Source organism: Pseudomonas sp. A-R-19 (assembly GCF_019956575.1).
GTDB lineage: Bacteria > Pseudomonadota > Gammaproteobacteria > Pseudomonadales > Pseudomonadaceae > Aquipseudomonas.
In genome coordinates this window covers 1-12,033 of the sequence record NZ_JAHBDR010000037.1, presented here as the reverse complement: position 1 = coordinate 12,033, position 12,033 = coordinate 1, and the positions used below count along the sequence as shown (strand labels likewise).

Genomic DNA, 12,033 nt, shown 5'->3' with positions numbered 1-12,033 from the left:
TGATCTTAGACCCGGGGCGAGACTGAAGCCATCCAAACGGAGGGCAACAAGATGAAAGGTCAACATGAGTTTCAAGGTGCGGAAAAACACTCGGTCCACCTGATCTCCGATCTGCTGCACAAGGTCGGCCGCTGGTACGAACTGCATCGCGAGCGTGAACTGCTGGCGAGCTTGAGCGACGAAGCACTCAAGGACATCGGCATGAGTCGTGCGGATGTGGAGAACGAGTCGATCAAACCGTTCTGGAGCGACCCGATGCATAAATGATCCGATCAATAAATGATGAATGCCACGCTACACAAACCCCTTACCGGTGAGGTAGGTTGCGAGCAGACAAGGAGATGCCCATGCCCGCAACATTGTCCTTTACCCTCAAACAGGCTCGGCGTCTGGCGCTGGCCGCCCAAGGGTTCAACGGGCGGCAGCCGCCAGCGTCTATCAAGGCTGTTGCGCTCAACCGACTGATCGAACGGCTGGGCATTTTGCAGATCGATTCGGTCAATGCATTGGTACGTTCGCACTACCTTCCGCTGTTTTCCCGCCTCGGTAACTACTCTTTCGATTTGCTCGACCAGGCTGCCTGGAGTCAGGGCCGCCGCCGAACACTATTCGAGTATTGGGGCCATGAAGCCTCGTTGCTGCCCCTTTCCATGTACCCGTTGATGCGTTGGCGCATGCAGCGTGCGAGTCGTGGCGAAGACATCTATCAGCAATTGGCGCGTTTTGGGCGTGAACAGCAAGACACGATCCGTCGGGTGCTGGCTTCGGTTGAGAAGCAAGGCGCGCTTGGCGCCGGGAGCTTGTCGACCCGTCAGGAACGGGCTGGGCCCTGGTGGGACTGGAGCGCGGAAAAGCATGCGCTGGAGTGGTTGTTCGCTGCCGGTGAAGTAACCGTCGCCGGACGGCGCGGATTTGAAAGGCTCTACGATTTGCCGGAACGGGTGATTCCCTCGGCGATTCTTGCGCAGCCCGTCCTGAGTGAAGACGATGCCCAGCGCGGCCTGTTGCGGCATGCGGCAACGGCCTTGGGTGTCGGTACGGAGAAGGACTTGCGTGACTATTTCCGCTTGAACCCTGCGGACAGTCGTCCACGTTTGGCCGAGTTGGTCGAAGCCGGTGAATTGCTGACCTGCGAAGTCCAGGGCTGGCGACAGCCGGCCTATTGCCTGCCCGAAGTAAAAGTGCCGCGCAAAGTCGCGGCCAGTGCCTTGCTCTCGCCCTTCGATTCGCTGATCTGGGAACGCAGCCGGACTGAGCGGTTGTTTGATTTCCGCTACCGGCTGGAGATCTACACACCCCAGGATAAACGGGTGTACGGCTATTACGTCCTGCCGTTTTTGCACAACGAACGGATTGCCGCGCGCGTCGATTTGCGCGCCGAGCGGGCGGCGGGGCGGTTGGCGGTGCACGCGGTGCATGAAGAAGAGGCGGGGCTGGATGACGAGGGGATGCTGGCGTTGGCGGTCAATCTGCGGCAGATGGCGGATTGGCTGGGGTTGGCGCAGGTTCAACTGAATTGCCCGCGGGCGAGTGCGGCGCGTTTGCGGGTGGCATTCTCACAAATTGGCGGTGTTTGACCTGGCCTCTTCGCGAGCAAGCCCGCTCCCACATGGGGTCTGTGTCGTTCACAAATCCAATGTGGGAGCGGGCTTGCTCGCGAAGGGCGCGACGCTATCTAGCGCCGAACCTGCTTCAGGGTTTCAGCAATCAAAAACGCCAGCTCCAGCGACTGATCGGCATTCATTCGCGGGTCGCAATGGGTGTGATAACGATCCGACAAGCCGTCCTCGGTAATCGGTCGCGCACCACCGATGCACTCGGTCACGTTCTGCCCGGTCATTTCGATGTGAATGCCACCGGCATAACTGCCTTCGGCTTCGTGCACCTGGAAGAACTGCTTCACCTCGCCAAGAATCTGCGCGAAGTCGCGGGTCTTGTAGCCGCTGCTGGCCTTGATGGTGTTGCCGTGCATCGGGTCGGAACTCCACAGCACTTGCTTGCCTTCGCACTGGACGGCACGGATCAGTTGCGGCAAATGATCGCCGACCTTGTTCGCGCCCATCCGTGCGATCAGGTTCAGGCGACCCGGGTCGTTGTCCGGGTTGAGCACGTCGATCAGGCGAATCAGGTCGTCCGGGTTCATGCTCGGGCCGACCTTGACCCCTATCGGGTTGTTCACCCCACGCAGGAATTCGACGTGGGCGCCGTCGAGCTGGCGGGTGCGGTCACCGATCCACAGCATGTGGGCCGAGCAGTCGTAGTAATCATTGGTCAGGCTGTCGCGACGCACGAACGCTTCTTCGTAGTTCAGCAGCAGTGCTTCGTGGGCGGTGAAGAAGCTGGTCTCGCGCAGTTGTGGCGAAGTGTCCATGCCACAAGCGCGCATGAACGCCAGGGTTTCGTCGATGCGGTCGGCCAGGTGGCTGTATTTTTCCGCCAGCGCCGAGTTGGCGATGAAGTCCAGGTTCCACTTGTGCACCTGATGCAGGTCGGCAAAACCGCCCTGGGCGAATGCGCGCAACAGGTTCAGGGTGGCGGTGGACTGGTGATAGGACTGCAACAGGCGCTCCGGGTCCGGCACGCGGCTTTTTTCGTCGAAGCCGATGCCGTTGACGATGTCGCCACGGTAGGCGGGCAGGGTCACGCCATCAATGGTTTCGTCGTTGGCCGAGCGCGGCTTGGCGAACTGCCCGGCCATGCGCCCGACCTTGACCACTGGGCAGCCTGCGGCGAAAGTCATGACGATCGCCATCTGCAACAACACCTTGAAAGTGTCGCGGATTTTCGCAGCGGAGAATTCGGCGAAGCTTTCGGCACAGTCGCCACCCTGCAGCAGAAACGCGCGGCCCTGGGTCACCTCGGCAAACTGACGGCGCAATTCCCGGGCTTCACCGGCAAACACCAGTGGCGGATAGCTGGCCAGGGTTTGCTCGACCTGCTGCAAATGCGCGGCGTCGGGGTATTGGGGTTGTTGCTGGATCGGCAGGGCGCGCCAGCTGTCAGGGCTCCAGGGTTGGCTCATCACGGTCTCTAGTGTTTTCGCTTGGACGTCCATGTTATCAGCAAATTAGTGCGTGACCTGTTCCCGTCGCTTCGTCGACAATCTCGCCTTTGCCGCTCTCTACACGCGGTGTTATTGCGTTGCCGGCCCCGGTGACGATCAGGAGATGAAATGACTGAGGAGCGCGTCGAGCATCTGCTCGCCGAGGTGCAGGACGAGTTCGGTGTGATTCGTGTGCTGGAAGTGGCTGATTACCGTTTTCTCGAATTCGGTGATGCCATCGAGCAAAGCTGCGTGTTCACGGCCGATCCGAGCTGGCTCGAGTACGACTATACCCGGGCGATGCTGATCGGCGCGCTGAGCCACGAGCAACCGGAAAGCGCGCTGTTTCTCGGCCTCGGCGCCGGGACGCTGACCCAGGCGTGCCTCAAGTTCCTGCCGCTGGAAGATGTCGAAGCCATCGAACTGCGCCCGGATGTACCGCGCCTGGCCATCGAGTACCTGGGGCTGGATGACGATCCGCGCCTGTACATCCGCGTTGGCGATGCGCTGGAATTGCTGGACACCGCCGAATCGGCCGACCTGATTTTCGTCGACCTTTATACCGATGTCGGACCGGGTGTCGGGCATCTGGCCTGGAGCTTTCTGGAAAACTGCCAGAAACGATTGAATCCGGGTGGCTGGCTGGTCATCAATCAGTGGGCAACCGACGATGGAAAACCCCTGGGCGCCGCCTTGTTGCGCGGTTTGTATCACCGACATTACTGGGAGTTGCCGGTGAAGGAGGGCAATGTGATTCTGATCGTGCCGTCGGAACTGGATCAGGAACTGGACCTGGACGGCCTGATCGCCCGCGCCGAAGCGTTGGCACCGCGGTTGGGGTACTCGCTGGATTCGTTGATCAAGTGCATTCGCCCGGCGACATGAATGCGCTGATGCTGCTGGCCTCTTCGCGAGCAAGCCCGCTCCCACAGGGTCTTGTGGACACCGAAGACCCACTGTAGGAGCGAGCTTGCTCGCGATGGCTTTCTAACTGGCAATACAGGGTTAAATCCCTTTGAAAACCCCGGGCCGCCGCTCCACCATCGACCGCACACCTTCCTTGACGTCCTCGCTGGCCATCAACTTCTTGACCAGCGCCGGCAACGCCTGTGCTGCAGCTATTTCCCCTTCATAGCGGGCCTGTCGCGCGGACATCAGCGTCGCCTGCACACCCAGCGGCGCCTGGCGGGCGATCCGCTCGGCCAGCTCGATCGCCCTGGGCAGCAAGTCTTCACTGGCCATGACCTCCTGCACCAGGCCCAGGTGCAAGGCGTCGCGGGCGTCGAACTCATCGCCGGTCAACAACCAGCGCATGGCATTGCCCCAACCGGAAACCTGATGCAGGCGCAGTGTCGCACCACCGAACGGGAAGATCCCGCGTTGCACTTCCATCTGCGCGAACCGGGTGTTGCTGGCGCACAGGTTGATATCGGCGGCCAGCATCAATTCGATGCCGATGGTCAGGCAATAGCCTTGGGCGGCGACGATCACCGGTTTGTTGACCCTGGGACCTGCGAACACTCCCCACGGATCACAGCCGCCGGGTGGAACCTGCCAGCCATCTGCCAGGGTGACGCTGGCATTGACCAGATCGAGTCCGGCGGTGAAGTGCTCGCCATGAGCGAACACCACCGCCACGCGCGCCTCGCTATCGGCCTCGAATTCGCCATAGGCCAGACTCAAGGCGTTGAGCAGGTCGAGATCGAAGGCATTGCGCTTGGCCACCCGATCCAGACCAATCATGAACACATGGCCATGCCGTTCGCGGCTGACTCGACTGGAGCAGGGCTGATTCATGGGGCGATCCTCGGGGTGGGAAAGGCGTGCCAGACCGGCGGTCTGCACGGCAAAAGGTGAACCGTTTTAGCGCCATCACCCGCAAGGCCGGGCCTTTGAAAAATAGACGGCTGATCGATTATTCGCAAAGCATGTGACACAACGGCGTGCCCGGTGGATTTTCGATAAAAAAAGCTCCCTTTTTTAGCGAATTCCGGTATAGTGCGCGCCGGCCTTTAACCGGGCCGCGTTTAGGTAGCGCAATTCCCCGAAGCCAGCTTCGGCTGCACGTCCGCCCAGCGGACTCTTCCTTGACGATTCTTTTCATTCATTCGTTTTCGCAAATCCCCGCCGACAAAGCTGCCAGGGCGACTCTTGAGTCTCAACACGGCACGCGCAGCTTTGGAGCATGGGTCTTTGCGGATGCACTTAGAGGCAGACCCATGACCCAGGAAACCGGCGGCTTCGCCGCTTTTAATCTTAATCCGAATATTCTTGCAGCCGTCACCGCGACTGGCTACGAAGAGCCATCGGCTATTCAGCAGCAATCGATCCCGATCATCATGGCCGGTCACGACATGATTGGTCAGGCGCAAACCGGTACGGGTAAAACCGCTGCGTTCGCCCTGCCGATCCTGCATCGCATCGATCCTGCAAAGCGCGAACCGCAAGCCCTGATCCTGGCCCCAACTCGTGAGTTGGCGCTACAAGTTGCAACCGCTTTCGAAACCTATGCCAAGCAAATGCCTGGCGTAACTGTTGTGGCTGTCTACGGCGGCGCGCCGATGGGCCCACAGCTGAAAGCAATCCGTAATGGCGCACAGATCGTTGTCGCCACTCCGGGCCGTCTGTGCGACCACCTGCGTCGCGACGAAAAAGTACTGGCGACTGTGAACCACCTGGTTCTCGACGAAGCTGACGAAATGCTCAAGCTGGGCTTCATGGACGACCTGGAAGTTATCTTCAAGGCTCTGCCTGCAACCCGTCAGACCGTATTGTTCTCGGCCACCTTGCCGCAGTCGATCCGTGCCATTGCCGAACGCCACCTGCGCGATCCGCAACACGTGAAGATCCAGACCAAGACCCAGACCGTTACCGCGATCGAACAGGCTCACCTGTTGGTTCACGCTGACCAGAAGACTTCGGCCGTTCTCAGCTTGCTGGAAGTGGAAGATTTCGACGCCCTGATCATGTTCGTACGCACCAAGCAAGCGACCCTGGATCTGGCCAGTGCCCTGGAAGCCAAAGGCTACAAAGCCGCCGCGCTGAACGGTGACATCGCCCAGAACCAGCGTGAGCGCGTGATCGACTCCCTCAAGGATGGCCGTCTGGACATCGTTGTGGCGACCGACGTTGCCGCTCGTGGCCTGGACGTTCCGCGCATCACTCACGTGTTCAACGTTGACATGCCGTACGATCCAGAGTCCTACGTTCACCGTATCGGCCGTACCGGCCGTGCCGGTCGCGAAGGTCGTGCACTGCTGCTGGTGACTCCGCGTGAGCGCCGCATGCTGCAAGTGATCGAGCGTGTAACCGGTCAGAAGGTTGCTGAAGTTCGCCTGCCAGACGCTCAAGCCGTTCTGGATGCGCGCATCAAGAAACTGACCAACAGCCTGTCGCCACTGGTGGCCGAGGCCGAATCGACTCACGGTGATCTGCTCGATCGCCTGACCGCCGACATCGGTTGCAGCCCGCGTGCCCTGGCTGCAGCCCTGCTGCGCAAGGCTACCAACGGTCAAGCGCTGAACCTGGCCGCTATCGAGAAAGAACGTCCGCTGGTGCCTAACAACGCACCGCGTGGCGATCGTCCGGAGCGTTCCGGTGATCGTCCTGAGCGTGGCGACCGTGAGCGTCGTGCTCCGATGCCACTGGGCGAAGGCCGCGCACGTTGCCGTACCGCGCTGGGCGCGCGTGATGGTATCGCTGCCAAGAACCTGCTGGGCGCCATCCTCAACGAAGGTGGTCTGGCGCGTGAAGCCATCGGTCGCATCCAGGTGCGTGACAGCTTCAGCCTCGTCGAGCTGCCGGAAGATGGTCTTGAGAAGTTGCTGACCAAGCTGAAGGACACTCGCGTTGCCGGCAAGCAGTTGAAGCTGCGTCGCTACCGCGAAGATTGATCCGCTCTCGGGCTGATTGATCGAACATAAAAAATCCCCGACTGGTTCGGGGATTTTTTTTGCCTGCTGCTTTGTGGTCGGCGGTTGATGTGTGGCACCGCTCTTCGCGAGCAAGTCGAATTGTCGCACCGCCGCTCCCACATTTGACCGCGATCCCCCGTGGGCTTGCTCGCGAAGGCCGCGACGCGGTCTGCCTGTCAGCCGAAGCGGTAAATGTCCATGCCCAGTGCGCCCATGGTGAACCCTTGGTGGGCAACACTGAATTGCCCCCCGGCAGCGCGGGCAAAGTACAGCGGCAACAAGTGCTCATCACTCGGATGACTGCGTACAGCGTTTGGCGCCTGCGCGCGATAGTCGTGCAGGGCGGCTTCGTCATTTGCTGCGAGTTTTTCGATCATCCAGTTGCGAAACGCCAGGGCCCAGGGCTCAACGCTCTCGGGGCCGGCATGCCAGTCGAGTTCGCGCAGGTTGTGAGTGATGCTGCCGGAGCCGATCAGCAGGACGCCATGCTCGCGCAGGCTGGCCAGCGCGTGGCCGACGCGGGTCTGTAGGGCGGGGCCGCCACGGGTGGGCAGAGATACCTGCACAATCGGGATATCCGCTTGCGGATACATCAACGACAAGGGTACCCAGACGCCATGGTCGAAAGGTCGATTGCTGTCGACACGGGCAGGAAGGCCATCAGCTTTCAATAACTGGCAAACCTCTGCCGCGAGTCGTGGGTCGCCGGAAGCGGGGTACTGGACCTCGAACAGGGCTTTGGGGAAACCACCGAAATCGTGCCAGGTTTCCGGTTGTGGATTTGCGCTGACCAGCAGCTCATTGCTCTCCCAGTGCGCAGACACAATCACGATGGCCTTGGGCTTCGGTATCTCGGCGGCCAGGCGGGCGAGTGCGGGGCCGCTGGCGCCGGGTTCCAGGGCGAGCATGGGGGAGCCGTGGGATATGTACAGGCTGGGGAACATGAATGAGCTCCTGAGGGTTAAGATGCAACATCTTCAGTCAGATCATTAATCTAAATCTAATATAAGTTTTAGGGTGTTTTGATCGAATTTTCGGGGTTATTTATGCAGCCGGAGTTTTGGCACAAGAAGTGGGCGTCGAATCAGATCGGCTTTCACCTGCCGCAAGTGAACCCTTATCTGAAGCGGTTCTGGCCAGCGTTAAGCCTTGAAGAAGGCGCACGCGTGTTGGTGCCGCTATGTGGAAAAAGCCTGGACTTGCTATGGCTCGCCCATCAAGGCCATGAGGTCTTGGGAGTTGAACTGTCGGAAAAAGCCGTCGAGGAGTTTTTCAGCGAACACGGCTTTGATCCGGCCGTCAGCGAACAGGGGCCGTTCAAGGTTTATCGGGCAGGTTCCATTGAGCTGTGGTGCGGCGACTTCTTCGAGCTGACGGCAGGCGATGTTGCCGATTGCTCCGCGCTTTATGATCGCGCGGCGTTGATCGCGTTGCCGGCGGAAATGCGAGAGCGCTATGCCGCCCATTTGAAGCGGATACTGCCGAAGGAAGCCCTTGGCCTGGTGATTACCCTGGACTATGACCAGGCGCAAATGCCCGGCCCGCCGTTTGCTGTACTCGATGATGAGGTACGGCGATTGTTCAGTGACTCATGGGCGCTGAAGATCCTGGAAGATCAGGATGTGTTGAGCGAGAGCGGGAAGTTTCTGGAGGCGGGTGTGACACGGCTTGAGGAGCGGGTGTATCGGGTTTCCAGTCGGTAGGATCGATTAGCTGCACTGGCCCCTTCGCGAGCAAGCCCGCTCCCACAGGGGATTTGTGAGCGACGCAGGACCCTTGTGGGAGCGGGCTTGCTCGCGAAGAGGTCCTAAAAAACACCGAAACATTCCAGCAGACAAAAAAAGGCCCGCATCACTGCGGGCCTTTTGATTTGCTGTGGAGCCTGTTAGCCACGACGACGAGCCAGAGCGTCGATACGCTCTTCCAGCGGCGGGTGGCTCATGAACATGCGAGCGAACCCTTGCTTGATGCCACCGTTGATGCCGAAGGCGTTCAGGGTGTCGGGCATGTGCACCGGCAGGCCTTGTTCCGCCCGCAGGCGTTGCAGGGCGCCAATCATCGCGGCGGTGCCGGCCAGGTTTGCACCGGCTTCGTCGGCACGGAATTCGCGCTTGCGCGAGAACCACATGACGATGGCGCTGGCCAGGATGCCCAGAACCAGTTCGGCGAAAATGGTCGCCACGTAGTAGGCAATGCCTTGGCCTTCTTCGTTCTTGAAGATCACCTTGTCGACGAAATTGCCGATGATCCGGGCGAAGAACATCACGAAGGTGTTCACCACGCCCTGGATCAGTGCCAGGGTAACCATGTCGCCATTGGCCACGTGGCCGATTTCGTGGGCCAGGACGGCTTTGACTTCATCCGGCGAGAAACGTTCGAGCAGACCCTGGCTCACGGCGACTAGCGCGTCGTTCTTGTTCCAGCCGGTGGCGAAGGCGTTCGCCTCGTAGGCCGGGAAGATACCGACTTCGGGCATCTTGATCCCGGCTTCGCGGGACAGTTGCTCGACGGTTTGCAGCAGCCATTGCTCGTGACGGGTGCGTGGCTGGGTGATGATCTGGGTGCTGGTGCTCATCTTCGCCATCCACTTGGAGATGAACAGCGAGAACAGCGAACCGGCGAAACCAAAGACCGCACAGAAAATCAGCAGCTGATTGAGGTTGAGGTCAACCCCATTGGCCGCCATGAACCCGTTGAAGCCGAAAAGGCTCAGGGTGATGCTGGCAATCAGCACGACCGCCAGGTTAGTGGCCAAGAACAGCAGGATGCGCATCATGGTTGTAGAAATCTCCTCATGCTAAAGATGTAGCTTACTGCGGGGTATATAAGGTGCTGCACCGGGGTATTCAACCGGGTGACTATTTCAAACTGTGTCCTACGGCAACAGTCTAGCTGCTTGCAGGGCATTTCCGACGCGAGTGCGGGAAGTGTTTGTCAGTCAAATCATGTCGAAGGCCCCCGCCTTTGTTAGGCGCGAGCAGGCAGGGCGTCATCCGGCAGGGCGCGAAGCGGTTGCCACCGGTGGCGCGCATGCATATGTTGCTGAATGAATCACCGTGCGACGCTGCAGCAGCGTCGCACGGTGACGGGCCGCTTACTGGCGGTAGGACTTGAGGAAGCCGCCGATGCGTCCGATGGCCATCTCCAGGTCATCGACGCGTGGCAAGGTCACGACGCGGAAGTGGTCCGGCCATGGCCAGTTGAAAGCGGTGCCTTGAACCACCAGCAGCTTTTCAGAGAGCAGCAGGTCGAGGACGAACTTTTCGTCGTTGTGGATCGGGCAGACCTTGGGGTCGATCCGCGGGAATGCATACAGCGCGCCCATCGGCTTGACGCAGCTCACGCCCGGAATGTCGTTGAGCAATTCCCAGGTGCGGTTGCGTTGCTCCAGCAGGCGGCCCTGCGGCAGCACCAGGTCATTGATGCTCTGATAGCCGCCCAGGGCGGTCTGGATCGCGTGCTGGCTCGGCACGTTGGCGCACAGGCGCATGTTGGCCAGCATGTCGATGCCTTCGATGTAGCTCTGGGCATGGTGCTTCGGACCGGAAATGGCGATCCAGCCGGAACGGAAGCCGGCCACGCGATAGGACTTGGACAGGCCGTTGAAGGTCAGGCAGAGCAGGTCTGGCGCCAGGGAGGCGGTGCAGATGTGCACGGCATCGTCGTAGAGGATCTTGTCGTAGATCTCGTCGGAGAACACCACCAGATTGTGTTGGCGGGCCAGTTCCAGCATGCCCAGCAGCACTTCCTTCGAATACACCGCGCCGGTCGGGTTGTTCGGGTTGATGATTACCAGGGCCTTGGTGTTCGGGGTGATCTTGGCCTTGATGTCGGCCAGGTCCGGCCACCAGTTGGCTTGCTCGTCACACAGGTAATGCACCGGGTTGCCGCCGGACAGGCTCACGGCTGCCGTCCACAGCGGGTAGTCAGGCGCAGGCACGAGCACTTCGTCGCCATTGTTGAGCAGGGCTTGCATCGACATCACGATCAGTTCGGAAACGCCGTTACCCAGGTAGATGTCTTCAATGCCGACACCTTCTACCTGCTTTTGCTGGTAGTACTGCATCACGGCCTTGCGCGCGCTGAACAGGCCCTTGGAGTCGCTATAGCCCTGGGCGGTCGGCAGGTTGCGGATCACGTCCTGGAGGATTTCATCCGGTGCTTCGAAACCAAAAGGCGCCGGGTTGCCGATGTTCAGCTTGAGGATGCGATGGCCTTCCTCTTCCAGGCGCTTGGCGTGCTTGAGCACCGGGCCGCGAATGTCGTAGCAGACGTTGGCGAGCTTGTTCGATTTGCTGACCTGCATGGCGATGTGTTCCCGAAAATGAACGATCCAGTCGGCGTTTGGACAACCGTACTGGGAATCCTGCGTATTCACACAGGCCTGACGCCTTGAGATGCAGCACCCATATTTCCGTTTGAATGCGCGTGGTCTGGCTGCCAGACTGGCGTTTGACGAGGCGCAATCATACGTGCCGCCCGATCCGTGGAAAAGGTACAGATCGGGCTTTTTCAGCCGCTGAGGTGTGATGATGGAAAAGTTGGAAAAAACCCTGGAAGAATGGAAGGCGATGCTCGATCCAGAGCAGTACAACGTGTGTCGTCTCAAGGGCACCGAACGACCGTTTTCCGGCAAGTACAACGCCACCAAGACCGACGGTATCTACCACTGCATCTGCTGTAACGAGCCGCTGTTCGACTCAACGACCAAGTTCGACTCCGGTTGCGGCTGGCCGAGCTTCTATGCGCCGATCGGCGACAACGCCATGACCGAAATCCGGGATGTCAGCCACGGCATGATCCGCACCGAAGTGGTCTGCGCCAAATGCGATGCGCACCTGGGGCACGTATTCCCTGATGGTCCGCCGCCGACTGGCCTGCGGTATTGCATCAATTCGGTGTGTCTGGACCTCGTTCCACGCGAATAATCCGACGCCCCGCAATTCCCCTGTAATTGGATGGACTCGCCCAAGCCGAGGCGTCAATGCGCCACGGTGGCAGTCTAAACAGCCAACGACAGCGAGGGCGAGTCCATGAAAAATCATAGTTCGTTTGATCAATCCGTGTCTTCTTCCG

At 60.0% G+C, this 12,033-nt stretch carries 11 protein-coding genes; 6 read left to right on the top strand and 5 right to left on the bottom strand.

What is annotated here, in order from left to right; genetic code table 11:
• Positions 1–51: 51 nt before the first annotated feature.
• Both KGA88_RS05730 and KGA88_RS05725 read left to right on the top strand, forming a co-directional pair.
• Positions 52–267, top strand: coding sequence for a DUF1127 domain-containing protein (locus KGA88_RS05730; protein WP_110659414.1), 216 nt, complete (start codon positions 52–54; stop codon positions 265–267).
• Between the two features lie 80 nt (positions 268–347).
• On the top strand, positions 348–1,577 hold the full coding sequence (locus tag KGA88_RS05725; RefSeq protein ID WP_223589526.1) for a winged helix-turn-helix domain-containing protein: 1,230 nt from the start codon (positions 348–350) through the stop codon (positions 1,575–1,577).
• Positions 1,578–1,675: 98 nt separating this feature from the next.
• Here the strand turns inward: KGA88_RS05725 and KGA88_RS05720 are convergent, their stop codons facing one another.
• Positions 1,676–3,022 (bottom strand): class II 3-deoxy-7-phosphoheptulonate synthase, encoded by a 1,347-nt coding sequence (locus tag KGA88_RS05720; RefSeq protein ID WP_223589524.1) that lies wholly within the window; start codon positions 3,020–3,022, stop codon positions 1,676–1,678.
• A 150-nt stretch (positions 3,023–3,172) separates the two neighbouring features.
• Between KGA88_RS05720 and KGA88_RS05715 the strand changes: the two genes are divergently transcribed.
• Positions 3,173–3,928, top strand: coding sequence for a spermidine synthase (locus KGA88_RS05715; RefSeq protein WP_223589522.1), 756 nt, complete (start codon positions 3,173–3,175; stop codon positions 3,926–3,928).
• 120 nt (positions 3,929–4,048) lie between these two features.
• Here KGA88_RS05715 and KGA88_RS05710 read toward each other — a convergent pair whose 3' ends face one another.
• Positions 4,049–4,840, bottom strand: coding sequence for a crotonase/enoyl-CoA hydratase family protein (locus KGA88_RS05710; RefSeq protein WP_110659417.1), 792 nt, complete (start codon positions 4,838–4,840; stop codon positions 4,049–4,051).
• 422 nt (positions 4,841–5,262) lie between these two features.
• On the opposite strand from KGA88_RS05710, the gene KGA88_RS05705 reads away from it, so the two are divergent.
• Complete coding sequence (locus KGA88_RS05705; protein WP_034150150.1) at positions 5,263–6,936, top strand: DEAD/DEAH box helicase; 1,674 nt, start codon at positions 5,263–5,265, stop codon at positions 6,934–6,936.
• A gap of 197 nt (positions 6,937–7,133) precedes the next feature.
• Here KGA88_RS05705 and KGA88_RS05700 read toward each other — a convergent pair whose 3' ends face one another.
• Positions 7,134–7,901: a DODA-type extradiol aromatic ring-opening family dioxygenase gene (locus tag KGA88_RS05700; RefSeq protein WP_223589519.1), complete on the bottom strand. Its 768-nt coding sequence runs from the start codon at positions 7,899–7,901 to the stop codon at positions 7,134–7,136.
• A 102-nt stretch (positions 7,902–8,003) separates the two neighbouring features.
• Between KGA88_RS05700 and KGA88_RS05695 the strand changes: the two genes are divergently transcribed.
• Positions 8,004–8,660 (top strand): thiopurine S-methyltransferase, encoded by a 657-nt coding sequence (locus tag KGA88_RS05695; protein ID WP_110659419.1) that lies wholly within the window; start codon positions 8,004–8,006, stop codon positions 8,658–8,660.
• 182 nt (positions 8,661–8,842) lie between these two features.
• On the opposite strand, the gene htpX is transcribed toward KGA88_RS05695, so the two are convergent.
• Positions 8,843–9,733, bottom strand: a complete 891-nt coding sequence (htpX, locus tag KGA88_RS05690) for a protease HtpX (protein ID WP_007973520.1) — start codon at positions 9,731–9,733, stop codon at positions 8,843–8,845.
• A gap of 318 nt (positions 9,734–10,051) precedes the next feature.
• Positions 10,052–11,263 (bottom strand): pyridoxal phosphate-dependent aminotransferase, encoded by a 1,212-nt coding sequence (locus KGA88_RS05685; protein ID WP_007973513.1) that lies wholly within the window; start codon positions 11,261–11,263, stop codon positions 10,052–10,054.
• Between the two features lie 226 nt (positions 11,264–11,489).
• Here KGA88_RS05685 and msrB point away from each other — a divergent pair, with 226 nt between their 5' ends.
• Positions 11,490–11,885: a peptide-methionine (R)-S-oxide reductase MsrB gene (gene msrB, locus KGA88_RS05680; RefSeq protein WP_110659423.1), complete on the top strand. Its 396-nt coding sequence runs from the start codon at positions 11,490–11,492 to the stop codon at positions 11,883–11,885.
• Positions 11,886–12,033 lie beyond the last annotated feature (148 nt).

Coding starts and splice junctions, on each gene's coding strand:
- KGA88_RS05730 (WP_110659414.1), top strand. CDS start 52: ATGAAAGGTCAACATGAGTTTCAAGGTGCGGAAAAACACTCGGTCCAC.
- KGA88_RS05725 (WP_223589526.1), top strand. CDS start 348: ATGCCCGCAACATTGTCCTTTACCCTCAAACAGGCTCGGCGTCTGGCG.
- KGA88_RS05720 (WP_223589524.1), bottom strand. CDS start 3,022: ATGAGCCAACCCTGGAGCCCTGACAGCTGGCGCGCCCTGCCGATCCAG.
- KGA88_RS05715 (WP_223589522.1), top strand. CDS start 3,173: ATGACTGAGGAGCGCGTCGAGCATCTGCTCGCCGAGGTGCAGGACGAG.
- KGA88_RS05710 (WP_110659417.1), bottom strand. CDS start 4,840: ATGAATCAGCCCTGCTCCAGTCGAGTCAGCCGCGAACGGCATGGCCAT.
- KGA88_RS05705 (WP_034150150.1), top strand. CDS start 5,263: ATGACCCAGGAAACCGGCGGCTTCGCCGCTTTTAATCTTAATCCGAAT.
- KGA88_RS05700 (WP_223589519.1), bottom strand. CDS start 7,901: ATGTTCCCCAGCCTGTACATATCCCACGGCTCCCCCATGCTCGCCCTG.
- KGA88_RS05695 (WP_110659419.1), top strand. CDS start 8,004: ATGCAGCCGGAGTTTTGGCACAAGAAGTGGGCGTCGAATCAGATCGGC.
- htpX (WP_007973520.1), bottom strand. CDS start 9,733: ATGATGCGCATCCTGCTGTTCTTGGCCACTAACCTGGCGGTCGTGCTG.
- KGA88_RS05685 (WP_007973513.1), bottom strand. CDS start 11,263: ATGCAGGTCAGCAAATCGAACAAGCTCGCCAACGTCTGCTACGACATT.
- msrB (WP_110659423.1), top strand. CDS start 11,490: ATGGAAAAGTTGGAAAAAACCCTGGAAGAATGGAAGGCGATGCTCGAT.